This is a genomic window from Stenotrophomonas sp. YJH_SMC_54, from assembly GCF_059368435.1.
Map to the genome: position 1 here is coordinate 131,423 of NZ_JCAFRS010000011.1, position 18,633 is coordinate 150,055.

Annotated in this window: 13 protein-coding genes; 6 read left to right on the plus strand and 7 right to left on the minus strand. The window is 65.7% G+C overall.

Features of this window, described 5'->3' with window-relative positions; translation table 11 throughout:
• The first annotated feature begins 67 nt into the window (after positions 1-67).
• The 3 genes from lysS to AC5P5S_RS14025 all read left to right on the plus strand — a co-directional run bounded on the left by lysS (position 68) and on the right by AC5P5S_RS14025 (position 5,649).
• Entirely contained in the window at positions 68-1,579 is a 1,512-nt protein-coding gene (gene lysS / locus AC5P5S_RS14015; RefSeq protein ID WP_062605872.1) for a lysine--tRNA ligase, read from the plus strand.
• Between the two features lie 205 nt (positions 1,580-1,784).
• Positions 1,785-2,924: a cyclic di-GMP phosphodiesterase response regulator RpfG gene (gene rpfG, locus AC5P5S_RS14020; RefSeq protein WP_005409495.1), complete on the plus strand. Its 1,140-nt coding sequence runs from the start codon at positions 1,785-1,787 to the stop codon at positions 2,922-2,924.
• Between the two features lies 1 nt (position 2,925).
• Complete coding sequence (locus AC5P5S_RS14025; RefSeq protein ID WP_081113735.1) at positions 2,926-5,649, plus strand: response regulator; 2,724 nt, start codon at positions 2,926-2,928, stop codon at positions 5,647-5,649.
• A gap of 12 nt (positions 5,650-5,661) precedes the next feature.
• On the opposite strand, the gene rpfF is transcribed toward AC5P5S_RS14025, so the two are convergent.
• The 5 genes from rpfF to betI all read right to left on the minus strand — a co-directional run bounded on the left by rpfF (position 5,662) and on the right by betI (position 12,516).
• Entirely contained in the window at positions 5,662-6,531 is an 870-nt protein-coding gene (rpfF, locus tag AC5P5S_RS14030) for a diffusible signal factor synthase RpfF (RefSeq protein ID WP_012480080.1), read from the minus strand.
• Between the two features lie 200 nt (positions 6,532-6,731).
• Positions 6,732-8,408 carry a long-chain fatty acid--CoA ligase gene (locus tag AC5P5S_RS14035; protein ID WP_062605870.1) on the minus strand — a complete coding sequence of 559 codons (1,677 nt, stop codon included), beginning with the start codon at positions 8,406-8,408 and terminating at the stop codon, positions 6,732-6,734.
• A gap of 222 nt (positions 8,409-8,630) precedes the next feature.
• Complete coding sequence (gene betA, locus AC5P5S_RS14040) at positions 8,631-10,313, minus strand: choline dehydrogenase (RefSeq protein ID WP_005409499.1); 1,683 nt, start codon at positions 10,311-10,313, stop codon at positions 8,631-8,633.
• Positions 10,314-10,414: 101 nt separating this feature from the next.
• Positions 10,415-11,887, minus strand: coding sequence for a betaine-aldehyde dehydrogenase (betB, locus tag AC5P5S_RS14045; protein WP_005409500.1), 1,473 nt, complete (start codon positions 11,885-11,887; stop codon positions 10,415-10,417).
• A 38-nt stretch (positions 11,888-11,925) separates the two neighbouring features.
• Complete coding sequence (betI, locus tag AC5P5S_RS14050) at positions 11,926-12,516, minus strand: transcriptional regulator BetI (protein WP_005409501.1); 591 nt, start codon at positions 12,514-12,516, stop codon at positions 11,926-11,928.
• Between the two features lie 170 nt (positions 12,517-12,686).
• On the opposite strand from betI, the gene AC5P5S_RS14055 reads away from it, so the two are divergent.
• Positions 12,687-14,237 carry a BCCT family transporter gene (locus tag AC5P5S_RS14055; protein ID WP_005409502.1) on the plus strand — a complete coding sequence of 517 codons (1,551 nt, stop codon included), beginning with the start codon at positions 12,687-12,689 and terminating at the stop codon, positions 14,235-14,237.
• A 151-nt stretch (positions 14,238-14,388) separates the two neighbouring features.
• Here AC5P5S_RS14055 and acnA read toward each other — a convergent pair whose 3' ends face one another.
• On the minus strand, positions 14,389-17,142 hold the full coding sequence (acnA, locus tag AC5P5S_RS14060) for an aconitate hydratase AcnA (RefSeq protein WP_024957437.1): 2,754 nt from the start codon (positions 17,140-17,142) through the stop codon (positions 14,389-14,391).
• Positions 17,143-17,402: 260 nt separating this feature from the next.
• Complete coding sequence (gene bamE, locus AC5P5S_RS14065) at positions 17,403-17,774, minus strand: outer membrane protein assembly factor BamE domain-containing protein (RefSeq protein ID WP_005409504.1); 372 nt, start codon at positions 17,772-17,774, stop codon at positions 17,403-17,405.
• Positions 17,775-17,966: 192 nt separating this feature from the next.
• On the opposite strand from bamE, the gene AC5P5S_RS14070 reads away from it, so the two are divergent.
• Together AC5P5S_RS14070 and AC5P5S_RS14075 are read left to right on the plus strand one after the other, a co-directional pair.
• Positions 17,967-18,191: an AbrB/MazE/SpoVT family DNA-binding domain-containing protein gene (locus AC5P5S_RS14070; protein ID WP_005409505.1), complete on the plus strand. Its 225-nt coding sequence runs from the start codon at positions 17,967-17,969 to the stop codon at positions 18,189-18,191.
• 6 nt (positions 18,192-18,197) lie between these two features.
• Positions 18,198-18,596, plus strand: coding sequence for a type II toxin-antitoxin system VapC family toxin (locus AC5P5S_RS14075; RefSeq protein WP_005409506.1), 399 nt, complete (start codon positions 18,198-18,200; stop codon positions 18,594-18,596).
• Positions 18,597-18,633 lie beyond the last annotated feature (37 nt).

An 18,633-nucleotide genomic window follows, 5' to 3' on the forward strand; every position in this document is an offset into this window, starting at 1 on the left:
TGGTATGCTGGGCAACCGGCTGTGCCGGGTGCAACATCCCCCCTCACTACACGATTCCCGCAGATCCATGAGCGAAGCTACCGATACCCCCCCCGTTGACGAAAACAAGTTGATCGCCGAGCGCCGCGAGAAACTCAAAACGCTGCGTGGGCAGGGCATCGCGTACCCGAACGACTTCCGTCGCGAGGACTTCGCCGGCCGCCTGCAGGAAGAATTCGCCGATGCCGAGACCTGGACCGCCGAGGCGCTGGAAGGCAGCGGCCGCCAGGTGAAGATGGCCGGCCGCCTGATGGCCAAGCGCATCATGGGCAAGGCCAGCTTCGCGCAGATCCAGGACGAGTCCGGCCGCATCCAGCTGTTCCTGCAGGGCGCGGTGCTGGGCGATGCCTACACGGCCTTCAAGGGCTGGGACGTGGGCGACATCATCGCCGTCGAAGGCGGCCTGACCCGTACCAAGACCGGCGAACTGTCGGTCAAGGCCGAGTCGATCCGCCTGCTGACCAAGTCGCTGCGCCCGCTGCCGGACAAGTGGCACGGCCTGGCCGACGTCGAGCAGCGCTACCGCCAGCGTTACGTCGACCTGATCGTGACCCCGGAATCGCGCGCAGTGTTCATCAAGCGCTCGAAGATCATCCGCGCCATGCGCGCGTGGCTGGACAACCGCGACTTCCTGGAAGTCGAGACGCCGATGATGCATTACATCCCCGGCGGCGCGGCGGCCAAGCCGTTCACCACCCATCACAACGCGCTGGACCTGGACCTGTACCTGCGCGTGGCGCCGGAGCTGTACCTCAAGCGCCTGACCGTGGGTGGCCTGGAGCGTGTGTACGAGATCAACCGCAACTTCCGCAATGAAGGCGTCAGCACCCGCCACAATCCGGAATTCACCATGATGGAACTGTACGAGGCCTATGCCACGTACAACGAAATCATGGACCTGACCGAGGGTGTGATCCGTGATGTGGCCAAGGCCGTGAACGGTGGCACCGAAGTGGAATGGGACGGCGCGAAGATCGACCTGGGCCCGGCGTTCCGCCGCTGGCGCATGGATGAGGCAGTGCGCCACCACAACCCGGAAATCTCGGCCGCTGATTGCACTGACCGCGATGCGCTGCTGCGCCATTGCGAGCGCTTGAACATCCGCGTCAAGCCGTCCTACGGCTGGGGCAAGCTGTTGCTGGAGATCTTCGAGGCCACGGTCGAGCACACCCTGATCCAGCCGACCTTCATCACCGACCATCCGGTCGAGGTCTCGCCGCTGGCCCGTGCCAATGACAACGACCCGGGCTACACGGATCGCTTCGAGCTGTTCGTCAACGGCAAGGAGCTGGCCAACGGCTTCTCCGAACTGAACGACCCGGAAGACCAGGCCCAGCGTTTCCAGGCCCAGGTGGCCGCGAAGGAAGGCGGCGACGACGAGGCGATGCATTACGACGCCGACTACATCCGTGCGCTGGAGTACGGCATGGCCCCGACCGGCGGCCTCGGCATCGGCGTTGATCGCCTGGTGATGCTGCTGACCGGCAGCAGCTCGATCCGTGACGTGCTGCTGTTCCCGTACATGCGTCCGGAGCAGTAAGTCGTCTTTTTGACTCCCGTTTGTGCGCGCCGTCGCGAAATGAGACGGCGCGATTGACGCCTCCCGCGCTCGGCGTATCGTTAATGCACTACCTTGACGTCTGTTATGGCTTGATCGGCGCCAGGGGGAGTGCGCATTGTGGAGAGTCCGCTTCACAATGTGATGACGATCATGAACCGGGACGCATGACACGGGAGTCGGGCCGATGCAGGGTGCGAGCGTTCGCAGCAGCAGGGTATCCTCGCCTGCTGATGATCCAGCATGGTCGAGAAACCAGGCGGAGTACGCGTTGAACATCGTCATTGTTGACGACCAGACGTCCGCGCGGACGATGCTGCGTCACGTCATCGAAGACATTGCGCCGGAACTGAGCGTGTATGACTTCGGTGATCCGCTGACCGCATTGGCCTGGTGCGAGGCGCACCCGGTCGACCTGTTGCTGCTCGATTACCGCATGCCGGAGATGGACGGGCTGGAGTTCGCCCGTCGATTCCGGCGCCTGCCCAAGCACCGCGATATCCCGGTGATCCTGATCACCGTGGTCGGCGACGAGCCGATCCGCCAGGCGGCGCTGGAAGCAGGGGTCATCGACTTCCTGGTCAAGCCGATCCGTCCGCGCGAACTGCGCGCGCGCTGCTACAACCTGCTGCAGCTGCGCCAGCAGACCGAGAACGTGAAGCAACGTGCGTTGTCGCTGGAGCAGCGCCTGCTGGCCAGCATGCACGAGGTCGAGGAACGCGAACGCGAGACACTGTCGCGATTGGCGCGGGCGATCGAGTTCCGTGATGCCGGCACCAGCGCCTATCTCGAACGCATGGCGCGCGTTGCGGGGCTGATCGCCGAGCAGCTTGGCCTGCCCGAAGACGACGTGCGCCTGATCGAGATGGCGGCGCCGCTGCATGACATGGGCAAGATCGCCATTCCCGACGCGGTGCTGCTCAAGCAGGGCAAGCTCAATGACGAGGAGCTGGCGATCATGCGCCGGCACCCACGCATCGGCCACGAGCTGCTCAGTGGCAGCCAGAACCGTTTCATCCAGGTGGGCGCGCTCATCGCGCTGCGCCATCACGAACGTTACGACGGCAGCGGCTATCCCGACGGCCTGGTCGGCGAAGCGATCCCGCTGGAAGCGCGGATCGTTGCTGTCGCCGACGTCTTCGATGCGCTGATCTCGCCCCGTCCGTACAAGGAAGCATGGACCATGGAAGCCACTCTGGCTTATCTGTACGCCCAGCGTGGGCGACTGTTCGATCCGCGCTGCGTGGATGCGCTGATGCGCGGCCACCAGCAGTTGATGGATATCTGCGCCCAGCACTCGACGGCATCGACGCGACCGGGTGGGTGACATGCAGGACCTGTTCGCACGCGTGAGGCGTCGGCTGGCGCAGCGTCCGGATTCGGAACATGGCCAGGCGATCGTGCGGGTGGTGCTGATCTCGCTGATCCTGGTCTATGTTCTGTTGTCCGGCGCCCGCCTGCACCGGCTGGATCAGTACCAGGGCGCGCTGGCAACGGCGGTGACCGGGCTGGGCCTGTCGCTGCTGTTGTTCGGCTGGCTGCTGTGGAAGCCGCAGCGCTCGGACCCGCGGCGGGTGGCCGGGATGCTGGCCGATTACGGCCTGATCGCGATCGGCATGATCCAGATGGGTGAGCCGCTGGCGTGGGTGTATGCGGTGGTGATGTGGGTCACGGTGGGCAACGGCCTGCGCTTCGGGCCGCGTTACCTGACCGCTGCCATCGTGCTGGCGATGATCAGTTTCGGCACTACCGTGCTGTTGACTCCCTATTGGCAGGCCAACCTGGGGCTGGCCATTTCCCTGTGGTTGGGGTTGCTGGCAGTACCGTTGTGCTGCTCCTCCCTGCTGCGCCGAAGGATGCGACATCCAACCATGGATACGATTCCCGCCGCTGGATCCGACAAGCGCTCGCTGTTGGCCCGCTTCAAGCAGCGCCTGTCCGGGCGCGAGGACAGCGAGCACGCGCAGAACCTGATCCGCATCATCATCACGGCACTGTTCATCAGCTATCTCGGCTGGCGCTCGCTGAGCGGCGGCGGTGAGGCGCTGACGGCGACGTGGCTGATCCTCGCCTTCGAGCTGACCATTTCCGCCGGCCTGCTGACCGCGATCCTGGTCAATCCGGGCGTGTCGCATGTGCGCCGGGTGATCGGCATGCTGACCGATTACACCTGCATGGCCTGGATCATGACCATCCAGGGCGAGCCGGCCGCACCGCTGTATGCGGTGATGCTGTGGGTGACGATCGGCAACGGCATGCGCTACGGCAGCACCTACCTGCGCGTGGCCACGGCCATGGGCTGCCTGGCCTTCCTGTGCACGGTGATGCTGTCGCCGTACTGGCGCGGCCACGATTATCTGGGCTGGGGCCTGTTGCTGGGCCTGGGTGCGATTCCGCTGTACTTCGATTCGCTGCTGCATGCCTTGACCCGGGCGGTGGCCGAGGCGCGCCAGGCCAACGAAGCCAAGAGCCGCTTCCTGGCCAACATGAGCCATGAGTTCCGCACGCCGTTGAACGGGCTGGCCGGCATGACCGAAGTGCTGGCCACCACCCGCCTGGACGACGAACAGCGCGAGTGCCTGAACACCATCCAGGCCTCGACCCGCAGCCTGCTGGCGCTGGTGGAAGAGGTGCTGGACATCTCCGCGATCGAAGCTGGCAAGGTGCGCGTGGAGTGGCACGAGTTCGCGCTGGCCGACGTGCTGCAGGCGATCAACCTGATCCTGACCCCGCAGACCCGCTCCAAATCGCTGGATTATCGCGTGCAGGTGGACGACAACGTGCCGCCGCGCCTGCTCGGGGATGCCGGGCATCTGCAGCAGATCCTGCTGAACCTGATGGGCAACGCGGTCAAGTTCACCGACAGTGGCTACGTGCATCTGCGCGTGTCCAGCCCCGATGCGCTGGGCAGCGAGCGGATGCGCCTGCGATTCGAGATCGTCGATACCGGCATCGGCGTGCCGGTGGCGTTGCGCGGACGCCTGTTCAATGCGTTCGAGCAGGGCGATGTCGGCCTGGCCCGTCGCCATGAAGGCACCGGTCTGGGCACCGCCATTGCCAAGGGCCTGGTCGAGTCGATGGGCGGGCAGGTCGGCTATGCGCCGAACAGCCCGCGCGGCAGCGTGTTCTGGGTCGAGATCACGCTGGACGTCGCAGACACCTCATCAGCCCCGGCGGTTCCGTCCGAGGTGGCTGAAGCCGGCAATGTCATCGCGTTTTCCAACCCCTTCCTGCGCCATCGCGCACGGGTGCGGAGCCTGCGGGTTCTGGTCGCCGACGACCACGAGGCCAACCGCATGGTGCTGCAGCGGCTGCTGGAGAAGGCCGGCCACAAGGTCACCTGCGTCAACGGCGGCGCCGAAGTGCTCGATGCGCTGGAGCAGGCCAGTTACGACGCAGCGATCGTCGACCTGCACATGCCCGGCATGAGCGGACTGGATCTGCTCAAGCAGTTACGGGTGATGCAGGCCAGCGGCATGCCTTACGTTCCGGTCATGGTGCTGAGCGCAGACGTCACCCCCGAGTCCATCCTGCGTTGCGAGCAGGCCGGCGCCCGCGCCTTCCTTGCCAAGCCCGTGGTGGCCACCCGCCTGCTGGAAGTGCTGGCCGATGTCGCCGCCAACACCCGCTCAGAACCCGGCATCCAGTCGGTGCCTGCATTGCCGGTCGGCGATGGCGTGCTCGATACCGCGGTCCTGGACGAGTTGGCGTCGCTGGGCATGGGCGATGGCTTCGAACGCAAGTTCATCGACCAGTGCCTGGCGGACGTCGACGCGAGCATGGGCCAGCTCCAAGGCTGCGGCGAGCGCCAGGCCTGGGAGGATTTCCGCGAGCACGCCCACGCGCTGCGCGGCGTGGCAAGCAACCTGGGGCTTGTCCAGGTTGCCGCCTCCAGTGGCGAAATCATGCGCATGGCGGACTGGCAGCTGAAGGGTGAATGGAGCTCCCGCCTCAGCAACCTGGCGACCGCTCTGCGCAATGGCAGGAATGCGTTGGCTGCCCGTAGTGCGGGGGCACCGCACCGCGACGATAGCGAGCGCAGCCCGTCCTGACCCGCCAGACGATCAGGCCGGGTCGCCATTGCGCCGGGCCTGCGCCCGTACCAGCCGATCCATGGTGCGCAGGGACTTCTCGCCGAGCTGCATCGCAGTGTCTACCCAGATCTCGGTGATCCGCATCATTTCATGCAGCGGCACCATGGTGGCGATCTCGTTGACCTCACGCATCGCCGCCCAGGCGTGCGGGATGCGTCGGCTTTCCTTGATCACCTGTTCGACTGCGGCAACACCTTCGCCCACCGGCACCACGATGTCGACCAGGCCCATTTCCTTCAGCTGGCTGGCGGTGTAGAGGTTGCCTTCCAGCATGATCTTCTCCGCCAGCCGCGGACTGATCCGCTGGCACAGGAAGGAGTAGGCGCCCATGCCGGGGAACAGGTCGAACAGCACCTCCGGCAGGCCCATCAACACGCCTTCCTCGGCGACGATGGTGTGGCAGCTCAGTGCGGCCTCGAAGCCGCCCCCCAGTGCATTGCCCTGGACCAGGGCGATGCTGTGGGCACGGGTGCCCAGGCCGGCATGGAAGGCATGCACGCCGCGCACGCAGCGCTGGGCATAGTCGAGCAGGCGGGCGCGGTCGCCCTCGCGGATCAGGCGGCAGAATAGTTCGAGATCGCCGCCCAGGTTGAACACGTCGCTGTCCGAGGCAAGTACGACATGGGGTGACAGAGCGTGCGAGGCGCTGAGGCGATCGCCCAGTTCGCGCTGGTAGTCGACGATGTCATCGACCAGGCGTGAGGCGAAGCACGGCCGGCCTGGCTGGTTGACCAGGTTGGCGTGCATATGGATCCAGTAAACATCCCGCTCGGGTTCTTCGGTGATACGCAGGGTAGGGTGCTGCGAGGGACGGGTAATGATGGGGCGTACTGCAGACATGGGAGTTCTCCGTGTGACCGTCCGGCCAACCGCAGAGCGGACGGAGAGGAGTGAGGGGGCGAGCTGAACATGCGGCGGCGACTGATTCTATGCACCCGTCGTGAACCGCCCGCAAGCGCCGGGCCGGCCATGTTCCGGCAATAAAAAGACCCCGCCGTCTCCGGCGGGGTCCCCTGTACTGTCGTGTTGCCCGGAAACCCTTACTGGGCGGGCGTATCACGCAGCTCGCGACGGAGAATCTTGCCGACGTTGGTCTTCGGCAGCTCCTTTCGGAATTCTACGATTCTGGGGTGCTTGTAACCGGTCAGGTTGGCCCGGGCATGTTCCTTGACCATTTCCGCGGTCAGGTTCGGGTCCTTCTTCACGATCACGACCTTCACGACCTCGCCGGACTTCTCGTCCGGGACACCGACCGCAGCCACTTCCAACACGCCGGGCATCATCGCGATGACGTCCTCGACCTCGTTCGGGTACACGTTGAAGCCGGACACCAGGATCATGTCCTTCTTGCGGTCGACGATGTAGAAGAAGCCCTGTTCGTCCATCTTCGCCATGTCGCCGGTGTGCAGCCAGCCGTCGGCGTCGATGGCGGTGGCGGTTTCCTCCGGGCGCTGCCAGTAGCCCTTCATCACCTGCGGGCCCTTGATGCACAGCTCGCCCACTTCGCCCAGCGCCAAGATGTTGCCGTTGTCGTCCTTGATGCAGGCATCGGTGGACGGGATCGGCAGCCCGATGGCGCCGTTGTACTCGGGCAGGGTGAGCGGGTTGATGCAGGCTGCCGGCGAGGTCTCGGTCAGGCCATAGGCTTCGACCAGGGTCACCCCGGTGACCTTCTTCCAGCGTTCGGCCACGGCACGTTGTACCGCCATGCCGCCGCCGAGGGTGAACTTGACCGAAGAGAAGTCGATCTCGTCGAAGCCGGGCGTGTTGAGCAGGCCGTTGAACAGCGTGTTGACGCCGGTGATGGCGGTGAAGCGGGTGCCCTTGAGCTCCTTGACGAAGCCCTTCATGTCGCGCGGGTTGGTGATCAGGTGGTTGCAGCCACCGAACTTCATGAAGACCAGGCCGTTCGCGGTCAACGCGAAGATGTGGTACAGCGGCAGGGCAGTGATGATCACTTCCTTGCCCGGCTCGATGCCCGAGGTGGACAGCCACGCCGAGGCCTGCTGCATGTTGGCGATCAGGTTGCGGTTGGTCAGCATCGCGCCCTTGGCCACGCCGGTGGTACCGCCGGTGTACTGCAGGAAGGCGATGTCGTCGTGGTCGATCTCGACAGGCGGAAGCGCGTGCCGGCTGCCCAGCTTGAGCGCCTGCCTGAAGCGGACGGCGCCCTTGATGTGGTAGTTGGGCACCATCTTCTTGACGTACTTCAGTACGAAGTTGACGATCGCGCCCTTGGCGCCGAGCAGGTCGCCCAGGCCGGTGGTGACCACGTGCTTGACCGGCGTATCGGCGATGACCTGTTCGACGGTGTCGCCGAAGTTGTCGACCACCACCAGCGCACTGACGCCCGCGTCGATCAGCTGGTGCTTGAGCTCGCGCGCGGTGTACAGCGGGTTGACGTTGACCACGGTCAGTCCGGCGCGCAGCACGCCGAAGGTGGCCACCGGGTACTGCAGGCAGTTGGGCATCATCAGGGCGACGCGGTCACCCTTCTTGAGCTTGAGCTCACCCAGCAGGTAGGCGGCGAACTGGGTGACCAGCGCATCGGTCTCACCGTAGGTGAGCACTTTGCCGAAGCTGGAGTAGGCCGGACGGTCGCGGAATTTCGCGACGGAAGCGTCGAAGACCGAAGCTACCGAATGGAACTCGTTGACGTCGATTTCGGCGGGAACGCCTTTCGGATAGCTCTGCAGCCAGGGACGATCCAGACTCATATTCCCCCTCCAGGAATCGTGATGTATTAGGTTCCGGCCCTGAGCGTAGCGACAATGGCCGTTCATTGCAGCATACCCCGCCGTAGGGAAAACGCGAAGAGGCCCCGAAGGGCCTCTTTGCTTGGTCGTGCCGGCCGCTGGCCGGCGTCTGCGCTCGATCGGGATTCCGGTGGATGCCGGCCAGCGGCCGGCACGACCGTGTCGCCAAGCGGGGCGCTTGCGTCAGTCCTGCTTGCGCACCGGTGCACCGTTGGCCTTGTAGTACGGCGCGGTGCTGCGGGCCAGCGGGGTGCGGCCGCGGATCACGTCGGCCAGCTTCTCGGCCATCATGATGGTCGGCGCGTTGAGGTTGCCGGTCACCACCTGCGGCATGATCGAGGCATCGACGATGCGCAGGCCTTCCAGCCCGTGCACGCGGCCCTGGCCGTCGACCACCGCCATCGGGTCATCGGCGTGGCCCATCTTGTTCGAGCACGACGGGTGGTAGGCGGTCTCGGCATGTTCGCGGACGAACGCATCGATCTGCGCATCGGTCTGCAGCGCGCTGCCCGGGGAAATCTCGCGGCCGCTGTACGGTGCCAGCGCCGGCTGCGCGAAGATCTCGCGGGTGATGCGGATCGCCGCGCGGAACTCGCGCCAGTCCTGCTCATGCGACATGTAGTTGAAGAGGATGCTCGGATGTTCGCGCGGATCCTTCGAACGCACGTGGATGCGGCCGCGGCTGGGCGAGCGCATCGAACCGACGTGCATCTGGAAGCTGTGCGCCTTGATCGGGTTGGAGCCGTTGTAATTGATCGCCACCGGCAGGAAGTGGTACTGCAGGTTCGGCCAGTCGAATTCGGCGTCGCTGCGGATGAAGCCGCCGGCCTCGAACTGGTTGCTGGCGCCGATGCCGGTGCCCAGGAACAGCCACTCGGCGCCGATGGCCGGCTGGTTGTACAGCTTCAGTGCCGGTGCCAGCGAGACCGGCTTCTTGCACTCGTACTGCAGGTACATCTCCAGGTGGTCCTGCAGGTTGGCGCCGACGCCCGGCAGGTGGTGCACCAGGTCGATGTCCAGGCTGCGCAGCAGGTCGGCCGGGCCGACGCCCGAACGCTGCAGGATCTGCGGCGAGGCGATGGCGCCGCCACACAGCAGCACTTCGCGGCGCGCGGTGGCACGCTGCGGCTGGTCGTTGTGCAGCCACTGCACGCCCACCGCACGCTTGCCCGAGAACAGGATGCGGTCGGTAAGCGCGTGGGTGACGATGGTCAGGTTCGGGCGCGGCTTGGCGAGGTCCAGGTAACCACGGGCGGTGCTGGAGCGACGGCCCTTCGGGGTCACCGTGCGGTCCATCGGGCCGAAGCCTTCCTGCTGGTAGCCGTTGAGGTCGTCGGTGCGCGGGTAGCCGGCCTGCACGCCGGCTTCGACCATCGCAGCGAACAGCTCGTTGTTACCGGCCTTCGGCGTGGTCACGCGCAGCGGGCCGTCGCCACCGTGGTAGTCATTGGGGCCGATGTCGCGGGTTTCCGCCTTGCGGAAGTACGGCAGGCAGTCCAGGTAGGTCCAGTCTTCCAGGCCCGGCATGCTGGCCCAGTTGTCGTAATCCATCGCGTTGCCGCGGATATAGCACATGCCGTTGATCAGCGACGAGCCGCCCAGCCCCTTGCCGCGGCCGCAGTCCATGCGGCGGTTGTTCATGAAGGGCTCGGGATCGGTCTTGTACGCCCAGTTGTAGCGCTTGCCCTGCAGCGGGAAGGCCAGTGCCGCCGGCATCTGGGTACGGAAGTCGAGCCGGTAGTCCGGGCCACCGGCTTCCAGCAGCAGCACGCTGACATCGGCATCTTCGGTGAGGCGGGTAGCCAGCACGTTGCCGGCCGAACCGGCGCCGATGATGATGTAGTCGTACTCGTTGTGGGTGCTCATGGGTGTCTCCTGCAGGCCGGGGCGCGCTGCATGCAGGCGTCCCGGCGGAATGTCGGATCGGCGCGGTGGCCGGACGAGGGTGCGCGCTCGGGGCGCGCCGGTCAGAACACGCTGGCGTAGTCGCCCAGTTCCACCTGCACCGACTTGATGCGGGTGTAGTGGCCGAGGGTGGAGATGCCGTTCTCGCGGCCGACGCCGGATTCCTTGTAGCCACCGACCGGCATTTCGGCCGGCGACTCACCCCACGTATTGATCCAGCAGATGCCGGCTTCCAGGCGGTGGATGATGCGGTGGGCGCGGCTGATGTCCTTGCTGACCACGCCGGCGGCCAGACCGAAGGTGGTGTCGTTGGCGCGACGCACCACTTCGTCTTCGTCGTCGTAGGCGAGGATGCTCATGACCGGCCCGAAGATCTCTTCCTTGACGATGGTCATGTCATCGCGGCAGTCGGAGAACACGGTCGGCAGAACGTAGGCGCCATTGGCCAGCGCGCCTTCGGTGGCACGGCCACCGCCGGTCAGCAGGCGGGCGCCTTCGGCCTTGCCGCTTTCGATGTAGCGCAGCACGTTTTCCATGTGCGGGAAGCTGGTCAGCGGGCCGAAGTTGGTTTCGGCGGCCATCGGGTCGCCGATGCGGATGCGCTTGACGCGCTCGACAACGGCGGCCTCGAACGCGGCGAGCATGCTGCGCGGCACGAACACGCGGGTGCCGTTGGTGCAGACCTGGCCGGAGCTGAAGAAGTTGGCCATCACCGCGATGTCGGCGGCGCGGTCCAGGTCGGCGTCATCGCAGATCACCAGCGGCGACTTGCCGCCCAGCTCCATGGTCACTTCCTTCAGCGAGGAGGACGCGGCGCTGGCCATGACCTTCTTGCCGGTGGCGACGCCGCCGGTGAAGGAAATCTTCTCGATCACCGGGTGCTCGGTCAGCCACTGGCCGATCTCGCGGCCCGGGCCCTGCACGACGTTGAACACGCCGGCCGGCACGCCGGCTTCGGTGTAGATCTCGGCCAGCCGGATCGCGGTCAGCGGGGTCACTTCCGAAGGCTTGAACACCATCGCGTTGCCGGCGGCCAGGGCCGGGGCCGACTTCCACATGGCGATCTGGATCGGGTAGTTCCAGGCGCCGATGCCGGCGACCACGCCCAGCGGCTCGCGGCGGGTGTAGAAGAAGCTCGATTCGCGCAGCGGCAGCTGGATGCCCTCGATGGCGGTGGCCAGGCCGGCGTAGTACTCGACCACGTCGGCCCCGGTGACGATGTCCACCGTGGTGGTTTCGGCCAGCGCCTTGCCGGTGTCCAGGGTTTCCAGGTGGGCCAGCTCGTCGTTGCGCTCACGCAGGATCTCAACGGCGCGGCGCAGGATGCGCGAGCGCTCCATGGCGGTCATGGCGGCCCACACCTTCTGGCCTTCGGACGCGCTCTGCACGGCACGCTCGACGTCGGCCTGGCTGGCAACCTGCACTTCGGCGATCACCTCACCGGTGGCCGGATTGACGGTCTTGAAGGTCTTGCCGCTGGTGGCATCGACGCGCTGGCCGTGGATGTAGAGCTGTTGGACGGGCAGGGTGGTCATGGGGCGTACTCCTTGGAAGGGGGCGGGTGCTGAAGCGCTTATAGCGCGACAGCCTGCAACTGGAAGTCGATGTAGCCGTAAGCGATGCGCCGGGACTTCTCGGCGTTGAACTGGCCGCCGACCAAGCTGCCGCGCAGCCACAGGCCATCGATCATCGCGGCCAGCCCGCGGGCGGCCAGGCGGGCCTGCGGGTGGGGCAGCAGGCGGTTGAACTGGTGGCACAGGTTGGAGAACAGGCGCTGGTCGTTGGCGCGCTGCAGCCGGGCCAGTTCCGGCTGGTGCATGCTCGCGGCCCAGAAGGTGAGCCAGACGCGCATCGCGGTGCCGTTGATCTGGCTGTCGTCGAAGTTGCCGTCGACGATGGCGCGCAGCTGCTCGCGTGGGTCGTCGCTGGCGTCGGCGCGGTAGCGGGCGACCGCGTCCTTCAGCTCGCGCAGGATCTGCCGCATTGCAGCATTGAGCAGGCCGTCCTTGTCGCCGAAGTAGTGGGCGACGATGCCGCTGGACAGCCCTGCCTTCTTCGCGATGGTGGCGACGGTCGCATCGGCCATGCCGATCTCGTCGATGGTCTGGAAAGTGGCCCGGATCAGCTGTTCGCGCCGTACCGGTTCCACGCCTTTCTTCGGCATTGTCTCTCCACGGATTGCGACCCGAAGGATCGGGCTGCCCGCCATTATGCTTTTTATTGATTGAACGTTCAATCAATAAACCCTAGGATGCGCTCGCGCCCCACGCCATGGGCCCGGTTTACTGGTCCGGCCCCGCCCATGTGCTCCCTCGGACTTGATGAGACGACCCCATGTCTTCCCTGGCTCATCCCAAGCGTTCGCCCCTGCGCTTGAACCGTTTTGTCTTCTTCAGCTCCTCGGTGTCGATCGGCATCCTCGGGCTGCTCACCGTTCTCTATCCCGAAGGCAGCGAGCACTGGCTGCAATGGGCGCAGGCCGAGGTGTCGGCCGCGTTCGGCTGGTGGTACATGCTGCTGATCGTGCTGTGCCTGGGCTTCGTGCTGTGGCTGGCGTTCTCGCCGTATGGCCGCATCCGCCTGGGCCACAACGAGGAATCGCCGGCCTTCGGCTACGTCGCCTGGGTCTCGATGCTGTTCTCGGCCGGCATCGGCATCGCGCTGCTGTATTACGGCGCCTACGAGCCGCTGGACCACTTCCTGCATCCGCCCGGGCAACCCGGCGGCACCGTGGCCGCCGGCCGCGAGGCGATGGTGCTCACCTTCCTGCACTGGGGCCTGCACGGCTGGGCGCTGTATGCGCTGGTCGGCGTGGCACTGGGCTATTTCGCCTACCGCCGTGACCTGCCGCTGGCGCTGCGCTCGGCGCTGTACCCGATCTTCGGTGAGCGCATCCATGGCCGGATCGGCGACATGGTCGATGGCTTCGGCATCCTCGCCACGCTGATCTCGATGGTCACCAACCTCGGCATCGGCGCGCTGGTGGTGCAGTCCGGCCTGGTCTACCTGTTCCACATCCCGGATACGCCGCAGGTGCTGGTGGCGATCGTGCTGGTGATGATGGTGGTGGCCACCATCGGCGTGGTCGCCGGTGTGGAGAAGGGCATTGCCTGGTTGTCCAATCTCAACGTGCGCCTGCTGTGCGGCCTGCTGCTGTTCGTGCTGGTCACCGGCCCGACCCTGCACCTGTTCGATGGCCTGATCCAGAACACCGGCGATTACCTCGGTGCGTTCGTGCGCAAGAGTTTCGACATGTACCTCAACGACCCGAAGGGCCGTGAGTGGATGGGCTCGTGGACGCTGTTCTACTGGGCCTGGTGGATCGCCTGGGCGCCGTTCGTCGGCCTTTTCGTGGCGCGCATCTCGCGGGGCCGCACCATCCGCGAAGTGATCATGGGCGTGCTGCTGATCCCGCTCGGCTTCACCCTGGCCTGGCTGTCGATCTTCGGCAACACCGCCATCGACCTGGTGCTCAACCATGGCCAGGCGATCCTGGGTGACGTGGCCCAGCACGATGCGGCGATGACGCTGTTCAAGCTGCTGGAATACCTGCCCGCCGCGCCGTACGTGGCCGGTGCCGCAGTGGTGATCGGCTTCGTGCTGTTCCTGACCCCGGTCGATTCGGGCACGCTGATGATCGCCAACCTGTGTACCCGTCGCGTTGACGATGGGGTGGAAGACGGCCATGACGCGCCGATCTGGCTGCGCGTGTTCTGGGCCGTCGGCATCACCGTGGCCAGCGTCGGGCTGCTGCTGGCCGGCAATTTCAGCGCAATGCAGACGGCGGTGGTGCTGTGCGGCCTGCCGTTCTCGTTCACCCTGGCGTTCTACATGTGGGGCCTGCTGAAGGCGCTGCGCACCGACCCGGACGCGCCGCGCCGCTGAGCGCGCACCTGGCGCCCATCCCGGTGCCGCCGGAGATGCGGTAGAGCCAGGCCATGCCTGGCTGCAGAGAAACAGGAAGGGCCGGATCCGCGAGGATCCGGCCCTTTTGTTGGGTAGTCGACCAGCAGTCGACTCTACCGAGAGCGGAACGTTACTTGCTGGCCAACTGGCGCAGCACGTACTGCAGCAGGCCACCATGACGGAAGTATTCGACTTCCTTCGGGGTCAGCAGCATCACCGACACCTCGAAGGTCTTCTTCGTGCCATCGGCCTTGGTCGCGGTGACCGTGGCGCGCTTGCTGGCGCCATCCTGCAGGCCGGTGATGTCGATCACTTCCGAGCCGTCCAGGCCCAGGCTCTGCGCGTTCTCGCCGTTGCGGAACTGCAGCGGCAGCACGCCCATGCCGACCAGGTTGGAGCGGTGGATGCGCTCGAAGCTTTCGGCGATGACCGCCTTCACCCCCAGCAGCAGGGTGCCCTTGGCAGCCCAGTCACGCGACGAGCCGGTACCGTATTCCTTGCCGGCCAGCACCACCAGCGGCACCTTGTCGGCCTTGTACTTCATGGCCGCATCGTAGATCGCCAGCTTTTCCGGCTGGCCGCCACCGGCCGGGTAGTACAGGGTGTTGCCGCCTTCCTCGCCACCGAACATCAGGTTCTTGATGCGGATGTTGGCGAAGGTGCCGCGCACCATCACGTCATCATTGCCGCGGCGGCTGCCGTAGCTGTTGAAGTCGGCCGGCTGCACGCCACGTTCCTGCAGGAAGCGGCCCGCCGGCGAGTCCTTCTTGATGTTGCCGGCCGGGGAGATGTGGTCGGTGGTGATCGAATCGCCGAACAGGCCCATCACGCGCGCACCATGCACGTCGTCGATGCTGCCGGTCTGCATGGTCATGCCATCGAAGTACGGCGGGTTCTTGATGTAGGTGGACGCATCGCTCCACGCGTACAGGTTGCCGTCCGGCGAGGCGATGGTGTTCCAGCGGGTGTCACCCTTGAACACATCCGCGTAGTTCTGCTTGAACATCTCCGGGCCGATGGTGGCGGCGATGACGTCACCGATTTCCTTGTTGCTCGGCCAGATGTCGCGCAGGAACACCGGCTGGCCATCGCTGCCGGTACCCAGCGGCTGGGTGGTCAGGTCGATGTCGGTGGTTCCGGCGATGGCGTAGGCCACCACCAGCGGCGGGCTGGCCAGGTAGTTCATCTTCACTTCGGGGTGTACGCGGCCCTCGAAGTTGCGATTGCCCGACAGCACCGAGGTGACCACCAGGTCGCCGGTGGCGATGCCGGCGCTGACTTCGGTCGGCAGCGGGCCGGAGTTGCCGATGCAGGTGGTGCAGCCGTAGCCGACCACGTAGAAGCCGATCTTTTCCAGCTCCTTCAGTACGCCGGCCTTTTCCAGGTAATCGGTGACCACGCGCGAGCCCGGCCCGAGCGAGGTCTTCACCCACGGCTGGCGGTTCAGGCCCTTGGCGGCCGCATTGCGGGCCAGCAGGCCGGCCCCGATCATCACCGCCGGGTTGGAGGTATTGGTGCACGAAGTGATGGCAGCGATGACCACCGCGCCGTCCTTCAGGCGGACCTTGCGGCCTTCGATCTCGATGTCGGCGAAGCCCTTGGCCAGCTGCTCGTTGCCGACCGCGGCGCCGCCGCCTTCGTTGACGAACGAGGAGACGTCGTCGCTGCGCTTGTCACGGTTGGCGGTCATGCCGACCAGGGCTTCACGGTAGTTCTTCTGCACGTCTTCCAGCAGCACGCGGTCCTGCGGGCGCTTCGGGCCGGCCAGCGACGGCTTCACCGTGCCCATGTCCAGTTCCAGCGTGGTGCTGTACTGGGCGTGCGGGCTGCCCGGCTCGTGCCACAGGCCCTGCGCCTTGGCGTAGGCCTCGACCAGGTTGATCTGCTCTTCGCTGCGGCCGGACAGGCGCAGGTAGTTCAGCGACTCAGCGTCGATCGGGAAGATGCCACAGGTGGCGCCGTATTCCGGGGCCATGTTGCCGATGGTGGCGCGGTCGGCCAGCGGCAGGTGCTGCAGGCCGTCACCGTAGAACTCGACGAACTTGCCGACGACGCCCAGCTTGCGCAGCATCTGGGTGACGGTCAGCACCAGGTCGGTGGCGGTGGCACCCTCGGGCAGCTTGCCGGTCAGCTTGAAGCCGACCACCTGCGGGATCAGCATCGACGATGGCTGGCCGAGCATGGCGGCCTCCGCTTCGATGCCGCCAACGCCCCAGCCCAGCACGCCGATGCCGTTGATCATCGTGGTGTGGCTGTCGGTACCGAACACGGTATCGGGGTAGGCCACGGCTTTGCCATCCTTCTCCGCGGTCATCACCACGCGGGCGAGGTTTTCCAGGTTCACCTGGTGGACGATGCCGGTGTTCGGCGGCACCACCTTGAAGTTGTCGAAGGCCTTCTGGCCCCAGCGCAGGAAGCCGTAGCGTTCCTGGTTGCGCTGGAATTCGATCTTGCCGTTGAGGTCCAGTGCGTCCGGCTTGCCGAACACATCGACCTGCACCGAGTGGTCGATGACCAGTTCGGAGGGAATCTGCGGGTTGATCTGCTCCGGCGAGCCGCCGAGCTTGACCACCGCATCGCGCATCGCGGCCAGGTCGACCACGCAGGGCACGCCGGTGAAATCCTGCAGGACCACGCGCGCCGGCATGAAGGCGATCTCGGTATCCGGTTCGGCCGCCGGATTCCAGCGGGCCACGGCTTCGATGTGGTCCTTGCCGACGGTGATGCCGCCGTCCTCGTGCCGGAGCAGATTCTCCAGCAGGATCTTCATCGAGTAGGGCAGGTGGGAGATATCGAAGCGCTGGCCCAGCGTGGGCAGGCTGAAGTAGTCGTAGGTCTTGCCGCCGACGTTCAGCTGGCTGCGGGTGGAGAACGAATCGCTCATGCGGGGTAACTCCTTCTTGCGGATGGCTTGCTCTGGCCCATGCGTGCAGGGGCCTGCTTGCGGTCGCCGGTGGCATTCCGGCCCCGGATCCTGCCCAGTATCGGCGATCCAGCGCCCGGCAATGACCCGGCTGGCTTGGAACGCAAGGTTACAGCGGTGTGTGTAGCCTTCGTGTCAGCGCGTGCGGTCGTCGCCCGCTGGCCCGAACGCAGACGGGACGCCCATGGGCGCCCCGTCCGGAAGTGCGTGTCGAGCAGGACTTACTTGCCGTTGGCGGCATCCAGCAGCGGATTGCCGGTCTTGCCAACAGCGTTGCTCTTGGACTTGGCCGTCAGCACACCCTGCTTGTTGAATTCCAGGACGGTCGCTTCCTGGATGTTCTTGCCGAAGGTCTTGATCTTCACGTAGTCGTAGTACCAGACCTGCGTGTCGCCCAGCTGTTCGCGGCGGCCGGGTGCGCCGAACTTCTCACGGACCTGGTCCTGGCTGGTCTTGCCGACTTCCAGGGTGTCCATCTGCTGTTGGGTGATCTCGACGCCGGTGGTGTAGGCGCCGAACGGATTGGCGTGGGCTGCCGTCGTCGAAAGGGCCAGCGGGGCAGCCAGCATCAGGGCAAGGGTCAAGGCGCGCATGGAACATCCTTTTATGGCGGGTAGGTGCGGGCGGCACGCGGTGCGTCCAGCCCGGGGCCGCAGCAGGTCGCTGCGGAGCCAGTCTAACCCCCGGATGCGACCAGCGCAGGATCGCGGTCACGGATTGGGCGGGTTTGTTCCAGATGCCGCGAGTATGTATAATTCATGCATACTTTTTGAGGCGTACCCCCCATGGAAGCCACCGTCGCTGAACGCGGACAGATCACCCTGCCCAAGGCGGTGCGTGATGCCCTCGGCCTGACCAAGGGCACGCTGCTGAAGGTCGAGCTGGACGGCAGCCGCATCATCCTGCGCAAGAGTGTTGACGATGCCATCTCACGGGCGCGCGGCAAGTTCGCGCTGGACGGCTTCGAATCGTCCGACGCGGCGGTGCGCGCGGTGCGTGACGAGGAGTAAGCGGTGATGATCGCCGTCGATTCACCAGTTCTGGTCGAGCTGCTCAGCAATGGTCCGCAGGCCGATGCCGTGGAAGCCATCCTGCGGCAGAGCCTGGTCGGCGGCCGCGTGGTGGTCTGTGGCGCAACGTTGGCCGAAGTCTGCGCATCGCTGCGCGGCGGTGCCGAAGTGCTCGAAGCGCTGGAAGAGATGGGCGTGCATTTCAACCCGATGGAAGCCAAGTCGGCACTGCGCGCCGGCGAGATGCACCGCCGTCATCGCCAGCGCGGCGGCAGCCGCCGCAGCCTGGACGAATTCATGGTCGGCGCCCACGCACTGCTGCAGTGCGACGGCCTGATCACCTGGAACGACACGTTTTACCGCGACTACTTCAAGGGCCTGAAGCTGATCGTGCCGCAAGCCTGAGCCCACTTTGTTATTTCAACCTACGCATTACCCGGGA